Below are 17,431 nucleotides of genomic sequence, written 5' to 3' on the forward strand. Positions count from 1 at the left end.
AAGTGTCGTTCATAGTGATTTTGCACATATGTATATCTTTTATCTTAAAGGATATGAAGTGTCAAAATCTAGGGATTTCTCGGAAAAAGTAAAATGATATTTTAATTCGATGAAGTAAATCATTCAGACTATTCAATGTCTATGATAAGATTCTTTTAAACATGTACGTTTCAAGTTTGTTTATATATTTGTTAGAAAGAGGTTTAGTCATGAAGTGGCTCTCATCAAGTATGTTCCACCGGTTTTATATTTTATTGTTTTCAAACTTCTTAATTTTTGCAAGCATCGGCGTCTTGACATTTTACTTCGCTCAAAAAGAGCTAGAGCAACACCGAACTTCATCACAGAAGATTACATTACAAAAAACGCAAGCTCGCACGCTTTGGAATGAAGCACAACAAGTCAATCTCCAAGTCCAACAAATCGATTTTAATGATCAAGATGATCTTAAGCAGGTCAATAAAAGATTGAAACGTTTACAAAAAAACGTTGAATCGTTCAGTCAACGTTATTCAGATCCATCAGACGACCGATTTTCGCATCAACTCGTTCAATTTTCAAGATTTTTGGAACAGGAAGTCACTTTGCAAATACCTACGGATAATCAAAAGCTGGTTCAGCAGTCTGACTTCGTCGTTAACGACTACTTTCGAATGATTCATAATGAAGAGAAAAACGCACAGCAGTCGCTACAACAAAGAACCGCTGAAGTATTACGCTACGCCTTTGGTGTGATGATCATCGCTTTTTGTCTTCTCAGTTACTTGATTTTAAGACTTGTGCGGTCTTTTCGAACAGATTTACTCGATCTCGTCGATCAAACGAAACAGCCTGATCGATTGGAACAGAATGATTTTCAGAACCGTTACGATGAGATTGGTACACTTGGGCGATCGATGCAACAAATGACGACGTTGCTCGCATTTGAACACCAGCAAACACAAGTTGCTAATTTACAACTTCAAGAGTCTTTATACCAACAAAAAACAATCGAGCGACAACTTCAATTTCAAAATCAGTTAGCCACTCAAATTTTGCGTCATCAATCTACTTCAGGTCTTCACACCTGGCTACAAGTAATCGGTAGTCATTTTCGGGCGGCTCATATCTATTTTTCACCGCAGTCGGAGAATTTTGAACCTGTCCATATCGCACTATCAGACGAACCAATTTATGACAAAGAACGGTTGGAGTTAGAAGCGAAGACCGAGCTAGATACATCCATCCATCTAATCGAGAAGGAGCAGTTGACGTTATGTGCTCTCCCTTTACACAGTCCGTCAAAATTCATTGGTTCATTGACGTTACAATTTCATCATCGTTTTACTGAGACTGTCGCACTTCAGAAAACGACTCATTTATTAAATATCGGGTTGATGCGATTGCTTGATGACATCCGTATAAAAGAACACCATCAATTGATTCAGCGCATTTTAAATGGTTTACGAGAAGCTATCTTATTCGTCGATGTGACGAATACGAATATCTTTACGAATCGCGTGTTTCATCAATTATTTCCGAACTGGTCACCTTCTGAAAACCAATCTGAAAACTTAGCATTCGTCATCGAAGCCTTCGAACCGTTGATTCTCGAAACAGAGGCGTTATATGCATATGTCGAACAAATCAAAGCAGGCTTTGACCACGCATCAGTTATTCCAGCTCAGGATTTTTCAATGCCAGACGATCGTCATTTACGACTTTACACAGAATTTTTACCCGAACGTCAAGGTATTCTATTTGTTTTTCGTGAACGCACAGTTGAAGTCAACCATGCTAAAAAGGAGCAAAACTTCATTTCGGTTTTATCACATGAGCTTCGAACGCCACTTGCATCCATCGAAGGGTTCAGTGAATTAATGTTACACCGGTCGTTATCTCCTTCAAAACAGCGAAAATATTTAGAAACCATGCGGAGTGAGACACAGCGACTCAGTCAACTGTTAACCGAATTCCTAGATTATCAGCGACTTAGTCATCAAAAAGAATCCTATCAGTTAGAATCATTTTGCATCGAACATATGCTCATCGAGTTAACAGAGTGGTTGAACGTTGCGACATCGACGCATCATTTACAAATCCAAACTGACGGTCCTTGCCTGATTACGGCTGACCAAGAAAAAATCCGGAGGGTCTTATTAAACATCTTAAATAATGCGATAAAATACTCTCCCGTTGATTCAAATATCCAAATCTCGTTAGCGTGCTGTGAAGCTGAAATCGTCATCACCATTAGCGACGACGGATATGGTATCCCAAAACAAGATCTTCCCTACCTCTTTGATCCGTATTACCGTGTCGAACAAGCAGACCACCTCCAAGTTCAAGGAACAGGTCTCGGTTTACCGATTTGTAAGGAAATCATCGAAGCGCATGGTGGGAGAATCACCGTTCATTCAGAAATCGGAAAAGGATCTGACTTTTTTATCCGTTTACCTCGTGATGAAGAGTGGAACACAACCAATAACATGTACAATAACAGTATGAATAATCTACAACTAGGAAGTGAAGAACGTGGAAGCTGATTTAAATCAAATCGTTCACTGTTTAAATCAAGATTTTAAACAGCATAAAACTGTCTTCAGTGCAATGGCACTGAAAGAAACCAACCCCTGCATCGTCTTGATGGAGGATCACCGCAAAAGACGATTGAATGATGCTTTGTATCAATACTCTGATTTCATCGCTGAATTGGAATCACTTATTTATCGCTGTTTAATTGATGTCCGGGGAGCCCGTGAATCAGCCTCCCCTTCCGAGATTTTTATCTCTAAAGCCCAACTCTATTCGCCTTATCATTATTTGATTACTTTTTTATGAGAGGAGTCCACCATGACTGTTCAAGAAAATACAGCATTGTTGATTATTGACGTCATTAATAAGATGGATTTTGAAGGAGCTGAGCAGTTAATGCAACAAACGCTCCCTATCCTCTCACCACTCACAAAATTAAAACAACATTGTAAACGTCAAAATATTCCCGTGATTTACGTTAATGACAATTTTGGTCTGTGGCAGGAAAACGTCACTCAAATCATTGATGAGTGCCGCGGGGGTCTTGGGGATGTACTCATCGAAGCACTGCATCCAGAAGAGCATGATTACTTCATCATCAAGCCCAAGCACTCAGGTTTTTTCGGTACTCAGCTCGATATTTTATTGAAGCATTTGGATGTCTCGCGTCTTATCATCACCGGTCTAACGACCGATATGTGTATCTTATTTACAGCAAATGACGCCTATATGCGGGAATATGCCATTCATGTCCCTGCAGACTGTACGGCAGCAGAAACCGCTGTCGCAAAAGATCATGCCTTAGAAATTCTCAGTTCGACATTATCACTGGATTGCTCCTCGAGTTCATGCTTGATGAATAAGGAGGAATAACCATGCTTCATTATTTTTCTGGAACGTATGAATCAGCACGCCAACGTTTCAATGAGACTGCACAGTGCATTCTTTCTCAGCATTATCCGAAGCTAACGCATGATTCACTGGAACAACAAGCGTCACTCTATTCCGATTGGTGGCACGGCCAGTCCGGTAATAATTCAACATTACTGATCTTAACCAGTGGATTACATGGAATCGAAGGGTACGCAGGGAGTGCCATGCAGCTTCAGTTTTTATCAGACCATATGAAACAGGTAAATACGGGAGAAGTCGATATTTTGCTGATCCATGGTATTAATGCATATGGGATGAAACATCATCGAAAAGAAACACAGCATAACCTCAATTTAAATCGAAACGCGATTCACGATTTTTCAAAGGCAGATTTACGCAATCCGGGTTTTGATGAGTTGCAATCTTTGTTTATAAAACGGTCAGGTTCAGGACGGCGTCTGGATTATATACCGTTTACACTGCATGTCTTATACGACTTGCTTCGTCTAGGTCCACACGCTTTTTTAAAGGCTGCGACACTTGGACAATTCAAGCATCCGACCGGATTCTATTATGGCGGACATACGCAAGACGCTTACTTCTCCGATGTGTTAAGTCGGCTCGTCGATACACTATCTGCTTACCAACATGTTGTGATGCTCGACTGCCATACGGGTTATGGACCAGCGGGTCAAGTCCAACTCGTCATGTCATCGGAAGATCCACGACACGCTAAGGAGGTAGAAGCATACACACGTTATCCGATCGTCGATCAACCACGAGATCAACAGTTTTATGCAATCGAAGGAGAATGGTTAAATTATCTGTATGAAGAAACAAAAAAGCGGCACATCGGTTTTTTAGGTTTAACCGTAGAATGTGGGACGCTTGGAAAGCACCCTTTTGCCCTACTCCGAACGTTAAAAGCAACGATTGATGAAAATCGTCTCTTTTTCAATCAAGCAGTTGCCCCTCGACGGATTAGAGAGCGATTCGACACACTTTACATCCCTAAAAGCAAGCAATGGCGACGGTCCATCTTGAACGAGACATCCTTCATCTTTAACAACATCACTGAGTGGATCAATGATCCTAAAAGTCATTCTTTGATTAAACGTTCACTTCAACCTATCGAAAAATAAGGTAAAACAGGTTTGAAAGAAACTGATTAAGGTATATAACATGTGTAACTCGCATATGTTTAAAACTTAAAGGGGGTCTTTTCATGTTTCGCCATCAAAAAGAATTACAATTCGAAGTCAAGGTTGATCGACCCGATCCAAAGCTTGCTCGGGCCGTGCAAGAGGTACTCGGTGGACAATTCGGTGAGATGACGGTCATGATGCAATATCTTTTCCAAGGCTTCAATTGCCGTGGTGAAGAAAAGTACAAGGATATGCTGATGGATATCGGGACGGAAGAAATCGGACACGTTGAAATGCTGTGTTCCCTCATTTCTCAATTGCTCGACGGGGCGTCACCGGATGATCAGGCAGAAGCTGCCAAAGATCCAGCGACGGCAGCAATTCTCGGGGGGATGAATCCACAGCATCTTCTTGTCAGCGGTCTCGGTGGACTGCCATCGAACGCCAACGGCATTCCGTGGAACGGATCTTATATCGTCGCGAGCGGTAACTTATTGGCAGACATGCGTTCGAATCTACATGCTGAATCACAGGGTCGTCTTCAGGTCGCTCGCCTCTATCATATGACGACGGATGAAGGCGTTCGCGCTACCTTCCGTAAGATGCTCGCTCGCGACCGGTATCACCAGTATCAATGGATGGCTGCGATCGAAGAACTGGAGACGAAAAACGGAGTTGTCGTGCCTGCTACTTTCGCACCGGAAGATGAGATGGAAGCGCAACCGCATGCTTATGAGTTCTGGGACCTATCGGAAGGCACAGCTTCAAAAGAAGGTCGCTGGGCTCAAGGGGAAGCGCAGGATGGAACCGGTGAATTCGTTCATCTAGAAAATCCTGCACCGCAAGGAAATATTCCGAATATGAAGGTACCGGCACACAAACTTCACCACGACCTAGCAGAAAAAACAGGAATGCAAAACGTCAAAGATACTGTCAAACGTATGTTACATGATGAGGAGTGAGATCGATGGCTAAATCACCACTTGCAATCCATGAAACACTCGAAATCCATGAAATCATGACGATGAAACAAGCCTGTCTCGTTAAAGCTGTTGCCGTACGTTCTTTCGTCAAAGATGAGACGCTTGAAAAATTGATTGCTCAAGACATTAAAGATAGCGAACAAGCATTAAACGATTTACAAAAGCTATTGGCAGATCATGAAGGAGGCGGTTTGCATGAATGAAGCTCTTCAATCCATTAGCCGTCCCAGTAAAAAACGCGACGAGTTGATTGCGACAGACTTCTTGATCAGCAGCAAATCACTTGTCCGCGCTTATGCTGTTGCAATTACGGAAACGGCTTCTCCTGACGTTCGAAAAGTCTTGACTGAACAGTTGAACAAAGCCATTCAGACTCACGCAGCAATCGCCGGATACATGATCGATCATGAGATGTATCACGCGCATGACTTGAAAAAACAATTAAAACACGATCAAGAAAAACTAGAAGTCGCTAAAGGCTTACTATGACGTTCCCCCTTCCCTTCTGATTTTGAAGTGGAAGGGGTTTTCTTTCAGAATTCGTGTAAGGAGCGATCAGTCTCATGATTGACATCAATCATATTCAAATCAAACAAAGTGGAGAAACTGTTTGCCTCACCTGGGAAGGGACAAGTAACGTCCGTCTCTTATTAAATGGTAGACCGTGTTTCATTCAGAACTCGAATAGCTATCAAACGGAGACACTTCCTTTATTTGAGCCTTTGTCATTCGAACTGATCGATTCAGATTCGAAGACACGTATCGTCACCGCTCTTGTCTCAAGTACAGATGATTTGTTCTGGAACCGAAAAATGACTGTCCTGATCCAACAAGATCATGCTGTCCGACTGTTGTGGGGTGAAATCCCAGAGGTATCGCATTATACGGTATTTCAAGATGGGCATCGATTAGGTCAAACTGCGTCACCTGAATGGCAAGGAACGATTAACCCTGAACAATTTACACGTTTCGAAATCCGGGTGCTCCGTCCTATTTCCAGAAAATCGATGCCGTTCGCACGGATGATTGAGACGTTCGCCCGCGTTACGAATCAGATAAAACAGGAACAAGACCGGGAACGAGAATTCGAACAGTTCGTGCTCTATTTTTCTTTGTACCCGCTATCCGCTTCACATACGAAGGTTTCTTCTTACCGATTGCGTGTACTGACGTTCATTGCTCCTCCGATTCTCATGAACCCGAATCCGTTTTCTCCGCATCGTTATTTCGAAGGCGATGCGCGACAATATTCGCCTTTTTCAAAAGAGTATCGTACCTTTACAGAAGTCCTGACATTTGATGGTGAAACCACTCATCAACTATCAAAACAAGCAAACCCTACCCGATCTTTTGATGCTCGTCATCAGTTATATCGAGAAGATGTAGCGTCGACTCAGCGGGTCTATTTATCAGATCAATCAAAAGCACGATATACGCTCCACCACTCTGTCGGCAATCCGCTCGTCGTCTCACCTAATATCGACTACGAAATCAAGGTAGCGCATCATGCAAATCTTTGGCGTATCGCAGGAACACATCTCCAATCACCGCACCATGAAGTATATCTGGATGAAGGAGACGATTGTTTTGAAACAATCCACCAAGCCCATGACTTAGGTTTAAGTTTCCTCGGCAACCCGTTGCCAAGTTGTCACTGGTTGCATGTGACCAACTAATGAACAGAAGAAAACCGCGACCGATTCGTCGCGGTTTTTCATATTTAGTCGTGAAATCGAGCACGTGTCTCCGGAGACGGCAGTGCACACTGCTGCTTTTGTCCAAACCAACGATGACGATTGTTTGCAACGAAATCATAGATGCGATCCCGGAGTGAACGTGGAACAATGCGAAGCACTCTCAACAGACGCCATCCACCTCCTAAATGACCGGCAATCCGTAACGCAGCATCCGATTTGATATACGGTACACCCCGGTCAATTACGACGACACTGTCAATCGTTTCCGGGAGATGGTGGCGCTTTACGAGTTCTTGCCCTGTCTCCCCTTGTAACGATGCAAAATCATGGTACCCCTGGTCTCGTTTTAAGATGAACTGGACGCTCGCGTCACAGAGATTGCATTCTCCATCGAATAAGACGATTGCTTTCATGATTGATTCACCCTTCCCTACCTGTTTAACGAATGATTTTGTACACTTTTCCTTTACCACACTTTGGGTATAAACATGCAATTATTTAGTATGTTAAATCATGATAACGCTTTCTCTTCTTCTCTTCATTCCGTTATACTGATTCTGTAAACATTTGATTTTTACAAATCCATCTACTTAAAAGGAGCATATATATGACAAAACGATCGATTGCCATCGTGACCGGTGCCAGTCAGACACGCGACATCGGAGCTGCAATCTGCCGCCAACTTGTCTCTTCCGGACATGACCTGGTCTTTACTTATTTTAAAGCAACAGCGGATTGGGCGGCTAGTTTTACAACCGAACTCGAAAATCAAGGTGCCCGAGTCCTTGCGATTGAACTTGATTTAAGTCAATCAGATGCTGCTGACGAGTTATTCGCACGCATAGAAGATGTTGGAGCACCAAGCATCCTGATCAATAACGCTGCTCATTCGACAATGACAGATTGGCAAACGCTCGATGCAGCAAGCCTCGACCAACACTATGCCGTTAATCTCCGGGCACCGCTATTACTCGCGACACGTTTTACAAAGCGATTTGCTGAAGCACATCTAACTTCCGGTCGTATCATCCAATTGACGTCCGGACAAGACCTCGGTCCAATGCCTGACGAGATTGCGTACGCTACGACGAAAGGTGCATTGTCAACATTTACGAAGACGTATGCGGCAGCCGTAGCACCGCTTGGTATCACCGTTAATGCCATCAATCCGGGTCCGACTGACTCGACTTGGATGGATGAAGCAACACGGACAGCGCTTAAACCTAGTTTTCCATTTGGGCGAATCGGTGCGCCGGAAGATGTTGCACGATTGATTCAATTCCTCGTTAGTCCAGACGGTGGCTGGGTGACCGGACAAGTCATTCATTCCGAAGGCGGATTCGAACGCTAAACGTGTAGCATGCAAAAACATCCCTCTGACGTCAAAATCAGAAGGATGTTTTTCATTATCGAAAGACCGGACCCATTTCCGTCAAAAAATCGTTCCAGGCGACTTGATGCAAGTCGCTATAGAGTTCTGGCATCTGGTCTCTTTCAAAAAAGGCAATGTCCAATGATTCATTGGAGTCGATCGTTAACTGTCCTCCATTGACTTGGCAAACAAAAAAATGAACGATTGGTTGGGCGACATCCCCATTCGGATAAATCTCTTCGTACTGCGAATAAACACCACTCAAACGTTCAATCGCGACATGAATTCCGGTCTCTTCGAAAATCTCACGCTTGGCTGCTTCGACAATCGACTCTCCGAGTTCCAGTGCGCCGCCGGGAAAGCCCCACGCTTGTTGCTGCCGCCGTTTTTGTAGAAGAATGCGTCCCTCTTCGTCGAAGACGATGCCACCTGCAAAGTTCAACATCACTTTTTCCTGACCGACCTTACTGCGGAGAAAACGTATATAGTCCATCTGTCGCCCCTTGAAGTTTGACTTGCTTCACCCAGACAATCAGTTGTTCGATCATCGCCTCCGTCACAGTATGATTCACACCCGGAAAAACACATAATTCAGTCGTTTGCGTCATACCTGCTTGAACTGCTGTTACGTGATAGTACTGCTGGATTGATAGTGGAATAATGTCATCAGCATCCCCGTGCAGGAGCAAACGCGGACGCTCATCCATCACATCGATCGGATCGATCTTCCATGGTACATCTGTTTCTTTGATAGCAGGTCGTCCGTCGCGCGTGCGGAATTGATGCTCCGCTTCAAGAAAGGCGCCGCCCCCATTGATCGCAATGAGCGCTTTAATCGGCAAACGCGCCATGATTCCGTGGGCAATGAACCCACCCATCGAGACGCCGATCGCGATCACATCTGAAACATGCCAGCCTGATTGTTCGATGATAGCTGTCGCTTCCTTGATCGATTGTTCAACGACCGTCCAAAAATAGGTCGTCGATACTTCTGGATCAAACGGATGATCAAACGGTTCACGTTGATCGTGTCGAATAAGTTCCGGGATAAAGACATCGAACCCTTCTTCAGATAATTGTCGTGCAAACTCTAGATAAGAAACAGCCGTACCGCCCCAACCATGGTAGAGTAGAATGGCTCCTGTTGGGTGAGAGGAGCGGACGCTATGGACATGAAAATCAAGCTTCATTTTTTAGCTTCTCCTGATTCAAGTGGACGATCGTTCTCGCAAAGTCATCTTCCGGTAATCGTTGTCCGTTCTCGAGAAAAGGTTTCCAGTACGGTCGAATCTTAAACAACGAAACCGTATCGCGATAAACTGTTCGACGGACGATTTGTTTCGTCGTCAACGGCAATCCGTTCTCGCTCTCGACCTGAATACCACAGATCTGACCACCAATCGTTTTTCCGTTCAACAGTTTTAATTGCGCGACTTCTCCTAGAAAACTGATCGTCGGTTGTGTCACGACGGCGTGAACGACTTCTGACTTCACACGTCGTAATACCGTTTTTTCGATGACGACGGAAAGTCCGAGATAGACAGCCTGGTTGATGATATACGCACCGATTCGTCGTTTTGTTGTTGAGTGCATGGATGATCCTCCTTATACGTTAAAATAGACGACAGCGCCGAGTGCACTGACAGCAATCAAATAAAAGACGATCGCGAGTCGTTTGTTTGCGGTAGAGATATCTTTTCGGACGAGGATTTTACTATACCGATACGTCAAGAATGCGAACACGAGCAATGCCAAAATCAATAATGGTTCCATTCGACCTCCCCCTTCCCTTACTTATTCTACCTCATTTCTGGTTTCGAATTGTTATATTTTACAAGTAAATTGAGGTATACTTACACATATTTGATTCTTTATTGAAATGGGGTTTGCATTTTGAACACTACAACGACCTGCTGTCTCGTTGAGCTGAAGAAGCCTGGTTATCTCGTTCGGAACCTACCGCCGCTCGGCATCCATGACGTCCACGTCCGCACCCTTGCCGGTGCCATCAGTATCGGTGCTGAACTTCCGCAATGGCTTGAACAAGATATGACTGAAACCGATTATGGCTATCCGCTCGAGACCGGATATGAAAGTTACGGTAAGGTGCTTGCTGTTGGTGACGCGGTCCAAACCGTCAAACCCGGTGATCGGGTCGTCGGCTTCTATGGTCATCAAGATCAAGCGGTCGTACCTGAGTCGAAGGTCATTTTGGTTCCTGCTTATGTCTCACCACGTGAAGCCTTGCTACTGATTCTATCTTGTGACGCGGCAAAAGGCGTCCGAAAACTGACATTGACGCCCGACACGAGAGTCTTAGTTTCTGGAATGGGTACGATCGGTTTGCTGACGGTACATTACTTACGGCATTACGTTAACGTTCGCCAGACAGATATCATCGAGCCGCTCGCCTCCCGAGCTGAATTAGCACGTCAATTAGGCGCACACATCGTCACGCCGGATTCAGATACGTATGACGCCGCCATCGAATGTTCCGGACGTCAAGCGGCCTTTGCCGAACTTCAATCCGCTGTCCGTCCTCATGGTGCAATCTGCGTCTTATCGGACGGCAACCGTGAATCTTTGACGTTGACGCCCGCGTTTCACGCAAAGGAACTTCAGATCATTGCATCGAGTGACGGTTGGAACTACCGGCAGCACGCAGACTGGCTTTTTTCCAACGATTGTCACGCAACATTACCCGATTTGTTCGAACAGGAAACTTCGTTTTCGGAGCTCGCCAACTGCTTCGCTGCCTTAATGGCATCGACCGATCTCCCGATCAAAGTCTTCATTGATTATGAGCAGACGAGCTGAACACCGTTCGGATCCGTGCCTGCTAGCGATCCGTCGGAAAAGACTGCTTCTTGCAAGACGGTCTTCTCCCCGCGGACGGTTTGAATTTGCGGAACCGGTTGATCGAACAGTTTCGCTAAATCCGCCTCTAATCCTTCGAGCGGCGTCGCTAGGATCAGACGCTCAAGTGTCGTTCCATCCGTATCCGCAATCGCATCTTCATGGATTTGCAGTTCAATCCGTAATCCGTATGGTGTCTGCAAGAACGTCCGACGCTCATTCGGTTGGACTGTAAACGAAAGTGTTTCTGCACGGTCAAGGATCATTTGCAAGTCATCTGATTGAATCAAAAATCCGATGTGGTCGAAGCGAATGACCTTCCCGTACCCGATAGTCACGTTCACTGCCCCGCGTTTCATTTCAATGATCCGAAACACAATCTTATCCGTTCGAAAATCGTTCCATGTCAGAGGTGGATTAAACGAAGAAAATTCTCCATTTTTCTTCCCAATGCGCTGGGAAACGTGAAATCCGCGTGCTGTATACCAGGCTTCTGTTTCCTCCAAATGTGGTGTCCAAATATGGTAGTGAAATAGCATTTACATACACTCCTTATCGTTGTTCCAATCGCTCCATGTCATCACTACAACTTGGTTCGATTCATTTAAGTATTGTCTTAATAGCGGAAGATGCGCAGCACCGTACAAACAGACGATTCGCTCGGTCGTCTGGGCAAGTTGCAGTAGACGATCGGCAATCTTTTGATTACGGGCATGCCAGTAGCATTCGATCCAAATCCGCCCGTTTTCCAGCTGTTCGATTTGATCGTAGACCTTAGCGGACGCTGCAATCGTCTCTTCAGCGTGCAATCGATCGAGCCATTCGGAAAAGGATAACTGCTCCATCGCGTTCTCTAACTGTTCAGTCCGCTCCATCTCAGCAGTGACGATCGTCTCGAAAGCTTCCGGATGATGTGAACGGACTATTCCTAAATCCGGTACGCCTGGTACGATTTCGTTCCAATCGATTCCATGCAATTGTGCTAATCCTGCCATCCGGGCTAGGCGAAAGCCGATTTGTTGCCGTTCATTAGCGGTTAAATCACTCTCGTGTTGATAGGTGTCATATGTATGTTGCAGGTCACTCATGCGTTCAGGTGACGTTTCAAGAGCAATGCAAGTCGGTTGAAATCTGTTCAATCGAACAACGACTTCCTTAACTTCCTGTTGCCGTCTCTCTGATGCGACATCAAAAATTACTGGACGAATCAGATCACCATTTGCCGGTCGATCAAGATGGAACATGCCTAACAGTAAAATCTGGGGCTTCATCTACATTCCTCCTTTTCCTTATTTTACCTTATATTTGGTAAAGGAAGCGACCTTTACCTATTATGAATTTACGTTACCATTCAACAAATACTCATATAAGGAGGTTCCGATGAAAAGGATATTCATCATTGTGTTCATTGGATTTTTATTCGGATGCAATCAAACCGGTATAGAGGATGAAACTAGTTATGCCATGATCGTCATTGTGAACAATAAAGAATATAACGGAACAGAAGCTGAATTGGACGCATCTAAACAACAAGGAGAAAAAATTAGTACGATACTAAAGAAAACAAAAGCATACGAAATGCCCCAAGCGAACAGTCAATCGAATCTCTTTTCAGTCGGATCCACCATCTATGCTGTTAAAGGAACAGAAGATTTCATCATCGTAAAAGACAAAGAAAATAAAAAATGGCTTTTACAAAAGGTAAGGGATATCGAAAAAAATCTAAATCAATGAGGCACTTTAACACTTTTAACGTGGTACATCTTTAGAAATACTATCAGCGGAGATGTTTTTTACTTTTACACGAGGTATGGTGAGAAGAAATTAGAAAGGGGCTGACTCAAAAGTCAGTTTCTACAAAGATAAGGGTGGTAAAATAATGATCTGCCACCCTTATCTCATAACCAAAAGAATGACGCGTTTCACGCAACTCTTACAGGAAAAAGCGCATCTTTGCGCTGTCAGAGACAAACAAGACCCGCTTTCCTGCTTGAATGAAACAGGAAAACTGGCTCGTGTCTCGCCTGAAGACAGGGCGTGAAAAGACACGTCATTCTTTTTTTGGGTCAACCTCTTTCTTTTATCCTGTTAAGCTTGATTTAATGAGCAAAATCTTTCCGCTTTCCTCAGCATCGATATATGAAACGGCTTGGACATCAAGTTTGATATCACGACCAAATAAACGGTACAGACGCTCCATCAGAAGGTGTTCGTCTGATTGGCTGAATCGCTCCGCGTCAGGAACGTAGTAGATCGATACGCTATCCGGCGTCGATTGGACATATTGAATACGCTCGATATTGTTTGATAAATGTTTGACGATACTCGACAGTTGCGCTTCAAAAATCTTTTGACCATCCGGTTTTTGGATGAACGCCCGCCCCCTTCCGTCAATTGATTCGATGATTGGTCCCGGGTGACCACAGGAACAGGTGCACTGACTGAGCGTCATCCGATCTCCGACCCGGTAGCGAATGAGGGGGGTGCCGTGTGTATCAAAACTCGTCACGAGAATCTCCCCGTCTGTATCGAGTTCGATGATCCCCATCTCATGATGCAGATGTTTTTGACCAAGTCGACATTCCGAGACGATTGGTGCTCCTTCAGACGATGCATATTGATCAAAAACTGGTCCATGAAACACTTCTTCGATGACCTGGCGCTCTTCAGCGTCGATTCGTTCAGCCGTTGGAAAAATAGCAATCGGTTGACATTTCAAGCGGATCCCTTCTCGCTTCGCAAACCGGGCGAGTTCAATCATCGCTGACGGAAGACCATCGATTGTTTCTGGTTGAAAACGTTCGATGGCTTCAAGATACGCTGCCATCGTCCGTGGGGATAATCGTTTTACCGTGAATAAGAGTTGATTCGCCGCTCGATTCATCCGCCAGTAGACGTCCGTCTGTTGACGCTCGGGTACGAGATCCTGTGCCGTAAAGCTGATCCGTCGCATGCCACGGTAGACATTGTGGGTCGTCTTAAAATAATCCAGATGGGCCATTCGAATTTGCATATCCGGTATCGTATATCGTACTTGCAGTGATGTGCCTGTTGTTCCGCCCGTTTTCCCTATAATTGGCGCAACAACATCTGTTTGAATGTCCTCCATTTGCGTTCGTAATATTTCTTTTGACAGTACAGGAATATGTTTTAGTTCGGATAGGTCCTTTAACGGTAAAAGAATGCCATGCAAAATGAAGAGCTGACGATAATAGGAACTGTGTTCAATGCAAAAGCGAAGGAAGTCATTTAAACGGTCAAGTTGTTCCGCTTTGACGTCGATCGTCGATTGTTCTCGTTCGAGGAGCATCCGAAACCGTTCTTGATAGACCGGTCCATAACGTTCGCGATGCAATTGATACCCATAGAGGGTTGTGAAGAGGTGCTGGAGAAATAGAGGAGAGCGATTGTAGATTTGCTCTTTGATACCCATGTCATCACGTCCTTTCGCAAGGGAAGTAACGGTTTCGATGTCTCTACGATAGCCTATGTACCTGACAAGAATATGACAAATACAAGGGAACATGCATCCTGACAAATTGATATCACCTTGGACAGGCCCGATGATCAACGCTCTACTATACTGAAAACAAGGAGGTGACAAGATGTGGCTCGAATCGATTCAACGCGTCATTGACTATATCGAAGATCATTTAGAAGACTCGATTGATCTCAACGTTTTGACAAGCGTGGCTCAGATGCAAACGTATACTTTACAACGAACGTTTTCCTTACTTGCGATGATGACCTTACCGGAATACATCAGAGGGCGACGTCTGACGCTTGCTGCGCAACAATTGACACAGACGGACGAAAAAATCATCGATCTTGCCTTACGTTTTGGTTATGAGACACCGGAAGCTTTCACAAAAGCTTTCAAACGTCAGCATGGTTGTTCCCCGACGTTGATGAGAAACGAGCGACGTCGGGTTCACGCCTATAACCGCCTGAGCATTCAGGTGACTTTGAAGGGACTGGATCAAATGGATTATCAACTCATCGAACGACCTGCTTTACAGATTTCAGGATGGCGAAAACATTTCCCTACGCAAGATGGTGCCCAACAACAACTGATTCCATTGTTTTGGAATGATGTGAATCATTCCGGTCAAGATGCTACCTTGTTCAAACAAAATGACGGTCAGATTGATGGTGTGGTTGGTGTCTGCTCCAATTTCACCGAAGCATCGATGGATTATTGGATCGCGACGACGACAACGGAAGTCCTGCCCGGTCAGGAAACGATGACGATTCCGGCGAGTCTTTGGGCGACGTTCCCAGTTGTCGGTCCGATGCCGCACGCCATTCAAGAGATGTGGCACCGCATCTACCAAGAATGGCTTCCGTCACATGGTTATGAGCCGTTACCTCATGCAGAACTCGAAGTCTATTCGGCAGGCGACCCGTCTGCCGCCGATTATCAATCTGCCATCTGGATTCCGGTGCGTCCGCGCGACTGATGGTTTCAGGACATACGAAAAGGCGAGATCATCGGCGATCTCACCTTTTCGTATGTCATACATACTGTTGCTTAATCAGTAGCGTCTTTCCACTGATTTCTTTCGGAATTTCGGGTACGGCACGCATGACGACATTCAGTTGTCCTTCAAACAATCGGTCAAGAACGAAAAAGAGTTTCTTCTCGTGTTCTTTTTCGAAGCACCGTTCATCTGGTACATACAATAACACAATCTCATCCCGCGTCTCTTGAATATATTGCACACGTTCGATACAGTTCGGGAACGCTCGAACGATTCCTGAGAGCTCCCCTTCAAAGACACGGTGTCCATTTCGTAATTGGATGAAACTTCGTCCTCGTCCGTCAATCGAAGCGATGATCGGACCTTGGTGACCACAAGGACACGTTTCCTGGCTGAGCGTCATGCGATCTCCAACTCGATAGCGAATAAGTGGTGTGCCGTGCGTATCGAAGCTCGTCACGAGAATTTCGCCATCCTCATCGCGTTCAATGATTCCCATCTCATAATGTAAATGTTTTTTGCCATACGGACATTCCGCGACGATCGGAGCCCCTTCTGAAGACGCATACTGATCATAGATTGGCGCATGGAAAACATCCTCGACAAGTGCTCGCTCTTCTGCCGTCATCATCTCAGCCGTCGGAAAAATCGCTTTTGGACGAAATGTGCAAGTCAAACCATATTTTTTAGCGTATCGTGCAACTTCGATCATTCCTGAAGGCAAACCATCAATTGATTCCGGCTGAAACCGATTGAGTTGTTCAATATATGCAGCTGCGGTTTTCGGATTGATGTTTTTGATCGAGAACAACATTTGATTGATGACTTTATTTGTCCGCCAATAAACCGGTGCCTTTTGTTGAGGCGAGGCAAGCATTTGACCGGTAAAACTCGCACGGCGCATCCCTTGATCGACGCCATGTGTCCATTTGAAAAAGTCGAGATGCGCCATGCGGATTTGCATGTCTTCTTTCGTGTAATGGACTTGAATCGATTTGCCGGTCGTACCGCCCGTTTTCCCGAGAATCGGAGCATGGACGCGCGCATGGACATCCTCATTTTGTTGTCGTAAGATTTCTTTCGTCAAAGGAGGAATTTGTGTTAGTTCGTCAATCGATCGTAGAGGGAGCTCTAACGCAAGAGAGGAAAACAATTCCTGATAATACGGACTATGCGTTTGGCAAAAAGAAAGGAAGTCGTTTAATCGATGCAACTGTTCCGCCCGTATGTCATTCGGTCGTCCTAACTTCTGCTTCAGTTCTTGTAGGCGTTGTTGATAGGCTGGACCATATCGTTCGTGGAACAGGCGACGTCCTTGTAAAGTCGTCAACAAGTTTTGGATGAAGATCGGTGAGTGAAAGTAGATCGATTCTTTGAGCTGCATGATGTCACTCCTTCCATAGATAAACCACCTTTTACTGATACTTTCATCTTATTTCCAGTCGTCGCCCACCTCAATTAGTTCTTCGTGAATAAACTTAGCTTTTATTTTCAGGACGATTTATTTTAT

General features: G+C 44.8%; 21 protein-coding genes. 12 read left to right on the forward strand and 9 right to left on the reverse strand.

Annotated elements, in window-relative coordinates; genetic code table 11:
* Positions 1-209: 209 nt before the first annotated feature.
* The 8 genes from ACY2IG_RS09515 (at position 210) to ACY2IG_RS09550 (ending at position 7,191) form a co-directional block, all read left to right on the forward strand.
* Positions 210-2,525: a sensor histidine kinase gene (locus ACY2IG_RS09515; RefSeq protein WP_308101670.1), complete on the forward strand. Its 2,316-nt coding sequence runs from the start codon at positions 210-212 to the stop codon at positions 2,523-2,525.
* Positions 2,515-2,820, forward strand: a complete 306-nt coding sequence (locus ACY2IG_RS09520; protein ID WP_035407545.1) for a hypothetical protein — start codon at positions 2,515-2,517, stop codon at positions 2,818-2,820. Before ACY2IG_RS09515 ends, ACY2IG_RS09520 begins: the two co-directional genes overlap by 11 nt.
* Before the next feature lie 12 nt (positions 2,821-2,832).
* Positions 2,833-3,387, forward strand: coding sequence for a cysteine hydrolase family protein (locus tag ACY2IG_RS09525; RefSeq protein ID WP_462617813.1), 555 nt, complete (start codon positions 2,833-2,835; stop codon positions 3,385-3,387).
* 2 nt (positions 3,388-3,389) lie between these two features.
* A complete protein-coding gene (locus ACY2IG_RS09530) occupies positions 3,390-4,529 on the forward strand; it encodes a M14 family metallopeptidase (protein ID WP_462617814.1) in 1,140 nt (379 codons plus the stop codon).
* Positions 4,530-4,612: 83 nt separating this feature from the next.
* Positions 4,613-5,494, forward strand: coding sequence for a manganese catalase (locus tag ACY2IG_RS09535; RefSeq protein WP_462617815.1), 882 nt, complete (start codon positions 4,613-4,615; stop codon positions 5,492-5,494).
* Between the two features lie 5 nt (positions 5,495-5,499).
* Positions 5,500-5,718 (forward strand): hypothetical protein, encoded by a 219-nt coding sequence (locus ACY2IG_RS09540; RefSeq protein ID WP_056061826.1) that lies wholly within the window; start codon positions 5,500-5,502, stop codon positions 5,716-5,718.
* Positions 5,711-6,004: a spore coat protein gene (locus ACY2IG_RS09545; protein WP_056061829.1), complete on the forward strand. Its 294-nt coding sequence runs from the start codon at positions 5,711-5,713 to the stop codon at positions 6,002-6,004. The genes ACY2IG_RS09540 and ACY2IG_RS09545 overlap by 8 nt, the downstream gene beginning before the upstream one ends.
* Before the next feature lie 74 nt (positions 6,005-6,078).
* Entirely contained in the window at positions 6,079-7,191 is a 1,113-nt protein-coding gene (locus tag ACY2IG_RS09550; protein WP_462617816.1) for a hypothetical protein, read from the forward strand.
* Positions 7,192-7,235: 44 nt separating this feature from the next.
* Here the strand turns inward: ACY2IG_RS09550 and ACY2IG_RS09555 are convergent, their stop codons facing one another.
* Positions 7,236-7,625, reverse strand: a complete 390-nt coding sequence (locus tag ACY2IG_RS09555; RefSeq protein WP_056061834.1) for a thiol-disulfide oxidoreductase DCC family protein — start codon at positions 7,623-7,625, stop codon at positions 7,236-7,238.
* A 188-nt stretch (positions 7,626-7,813) separates the two neighbouring features.
* Here ACY2IG_RS09555 and ACY2IG_RS09560 point away from each other — a divergent pair, with 188 nt between their 5' ends.
* Positions 7,814-8,563, forward strand: coding sequence for an SDR family oxidoreductase (locus ACY2IG_RS09560; protein ID WP_156358985.1), 750 nt, complete (start codon positions 7,814-7,816; stop codon positions 8,561-8,563).
* Positions 8,564-8,618: 55 nt separating this feature from the next.
* Here ACY2IG_RS09560 and ACY2IG_RS09565 read toward each other — a convergent pair whose 3' ends face one another.
* Genes ACY2IG_RS09565 through ACY2IG_RS09580 form a run of 4 tightly spaced genes read right to left on the reverse strand, consistent with a single transcriptional unit; the run spans position 8,619 to position 10,357 of the window.
* Positions 8,619-9,077: an NUDIX hydrolase gene (locus ACY2IG_RS09565; protein WP_035407531.1), complete on the reverse strand. Its 459-nt coding sequence runs from the start codon at positions 9,075-9,077 to the stop codon at positions 8,619-8,621.
* On the reverse strand, positions 9,049-9,774 hold the full coding sequence (locus tag ACY2IG_RS09570) for an alpha/beta fold hydrolase (protein WP_290786623.1): 726 nt from the start codon (positions 9,772-9,774) through the stop codon (positions 9,049-9,051). The genes ACY2IG_RS09565 and ACY2IG_RS09570 overlap by 29 nt, the downstream gene beginning before the upstream one ends.
* Positions 9,764-10,177, reverse strand: a complete 414-nt coding sequence (locus ACY2IG_RS09575; RefSeq protein WP_056061846.1) for an RDD family protein — start codon at positions 10,175-10,177, stop codon at positions 9,764-9,766. Before ACY2IG_RS09575 ends, ACY2IG_RS09570 begins: the two co-directional genes overlap by 11 nt.
* A gap of 12 nt (positions 10,178-10,189) precedes the next feature.
* Complete coding sequence (locus ACY2IG_RS09580) at positions 10,190-10,357, reverse strand: hypothetical protein (RefSeq protein ID WP_308101675.1); 168 nt, start codon at positions 10,355-10,357, stop codon at positions 10,190-10,192.
* A 120-nt stretch (positions 10,358-10,477) separates the two neighbouring features.
* On the opposite strand from ACY2IG_RS09580, the gene ACY2IG_RS09585 reads away from it, so the two are divergent.
* Complete coding sequence (locus tag ACY2IG_RS09585) at positions 10,478-11,401, forward strand: zinc-dependent alcohol dehydrogenase (RefSeq protein WP_462617817.1); 924 nt, start codon at positions 10,478-10,480, stop codon at positions 11,399-11,401.
* On the opposite strand, the gene ACY2IG_RS09590 is transcribed toward ACY2IG_RS09585, so the two are convergent.
* The gene (locus ACY2IG_RS09590) at positions 11,383-11,979 is read right to left on the reverse strand and encodes a hypothetical protein (RefSeq protein WP_462617818.1); all 597 of its coding nucleotides are present in this window, start codon (positions 11,977-11,979) and stop codon (positions 11,383-11,385) included. The genes ACY2IG_RS09585 and ACY2IG_RS09590 overlap by 19 nt on opposite strands.
* The gene (locus tag ACY2IG_RS09595) at positions 11,980-12,711 is read right to left on the reverse strand and encodes a DUF5694 domain-containing protein (RefSeq protein WP_462617819.1); all 732 of its coding nucleotides are present in this window, start codon (positions 12,709-12,711) and stop codon (positions 11,980-11,982) included.
* A 109-nt stretch (positions 12,712-12,820) separates the two neighbouring features.
* Here ACY2IG_RS09595 and ACY2IG_RS09600 point away from each other — a divergent pair, with 109 nt between their 5' ends.
* On the forward strand, positions 12,821-13,174 hold the full coding sequence (locus tag ACY2IG_RS09600) for a hypothetical protein (RefSeq protein ID WP_462617820.1): 354 nt from the start codon (positions 12,821-12,823) through the stop codon (positions 13,172-13,174).
* A gap of 346 nt (positions 13,175-13,520) precedes the next feature.
* On the opposite strand, the gene ACY2IG_RS09605 is transcribed toward ACY2IG_RS09600, so the two are convergent.
* On the reverse strand, positions 13,521-14,873 hold the full coding sequence (locus ACY2IG_RS09605) for a phenylacetate--CoA ligase family protein (RefSeq protein ID WP_462617821.1): 1,353 nt from the start codon (positions 14,871-14,873) through the stop codon (positions 13,521-13,523).
* Positions 14,874-15,045: 172 nt separating this feature from the next.
* On the opposite strand from ACY2IG_RS09605, the gene ACY2IG_RS09610 reads away from it, so the two are divergent.
* Entirely contained in the window at positions 15,046-15,900 is an 855-nt protein-coding gene (locus tag ACY2IG_RS09610; RefSeq protein ID WP_462617822.1) for a GyrI-like domain-containing protein, read from the forward strand.
* 55 nt (positions 15,901-15,955) lie between these two features.
* On the opposite strand, the gene ACY2IG_RS09615 is transcribed toward ACY2IG_RS09610, so the two are convergent.
* Positions 15,956-17,305: a phenylacetate--CoA ligase family protein gene (locus ACY2IG_RS09615; RefSeq protein WP_462617823.1), complete on the reverse strand. Its 1,350-nt coding sequence runs from the start codon at positions 17,303-17,305 to the stop codon at positions 15,956-15,958.
* Positions 17,306-17,431: the final 126 nt, after the last annotated feature.

This window comes from Exiguobacterium sp. EF_C8 (genome assembly GCF_054956715.1).

Coding starts and splice junctions, on each gene's coding strand:
- ACY2IG_RS09615 (WP_462617823.1), bottom strand. CDS start 17,305: ATGCAGCTCAAAGAATCGATCTACTTTCACTCACCGATCTTCATCCAA.
- ACY2IG_RS09550 (WP_462617816.1), top strand. CDS start 6,079: ATGATTGACATCAATCATATTCAAATCAAACAAAGTGGAGAAACTGTT.
- ACY2IG_RS09540 (WP_056061826.1), top strand. CDS start 5,500: ATGGCTAAATCACCACTTGCAATCCATGAAACACTCGAAATCCATGAA.
- ACY2IG_RS09595 (WP_462617819.1), bottom strand. CDS start 12,711: ATGAAGCCCCAGATTTTACTGTTAGGCATGTTCCATCTTGATCGACCG.
- ACY2IG_RS09525 (WP_462617813.1), top strand. CDS start 2,833: ATGACTGTTCAAGAAAATACAGCATTGTTGATTATTGACGTCATTAAT.
- ACY2IG_RS09610 (WP_462617822.1), top strand. CDS start 15,046: ATGTGGCTCGAATCGATTCAACGCGTCATTGACTATATCGAAGATCAT.
- ACY2IG_RS09600 (WP_462617820.1), top strand. CDS start 12,821: ATGAAAAGGATATTCATCATTGTGTTCATTGGATTTTTATTCGGATGC.
- ACY2IG_RS09535 (WP_462617815.1), top strand. CDS start 4,613: ATGTTTCGCCATCAAAAAGAATTACAATTCGAAGTCAAGGTTGATCGA.
- ACY2IG_RS09590 (WP_462617818.1), bottom strand. CDS start 11,979: ATGCTATTTCACTACCATATTTGGACACCACATTTGGAGGAAACAGAA.
- ACY2IG_RS09570 (WP_290786623.1), bottom strand. CDS start 9,774: ATGAAGCTTGATTTTCATGTCCATAGCGTCCGCTCCTCTCACCCAACA.
- ACY2IG_RS09530 (WP_462617814.1), top strand. CDS start 3,390: ATGCTTCATTATTTTTCTGGAACGTATGAATCAGCACGCCAACGTTTC.
- ACY2IG_RS09555 (WP_056061834.1), bottom strand. CDS start 7,625: ATGAAAGCAATCGTCTTATTCGATGGAGAATGCAATCTCTGTGACGCG.
- ACY2IG_RS09545 (WP_056061829.1), top strand. CDS start 5,711: ATGAATGAAGCTCTTCAATCCATTAGCCGTCCCAGTAAAAAACGCGAC.
- ACY2IG_RS09515 (WP_308101670.1), top strand. CDS start 210: ATGAAGTGGCTCTCATCAAGTATGTTCCACCGGTTTTATATTTTATTG.
- ACY2IG_RS09565 (WP_035407531.1), bottom strand. CDS start 9,077: ATGGACTATATACGTTTTCTCCGCAGTAAGGTCGGTCAGGAAAAAGTG.
- ACY2IG_RS09580 (WP_308101675.1), bottom strand. CDS start 10,357: ATGGAACCATTATTGATTTTGGCATTGCTCGTGTTCGCATTCTTGACG.
- ACY2IG_RS09575 (WP_056061846.1), bottom strand. CDS start 10,177: ATGCACTCAACAACAAAACGACGAATCGGTGCGTATATCATCAACCAG.
- ACY2IG_RS09605 (WP_462617821.1), bottom strand. CDS start 14,873: ATGGGTATCAAAGAGCAAATCTACAATCGCTCTCCTCTATTTCTCCAG.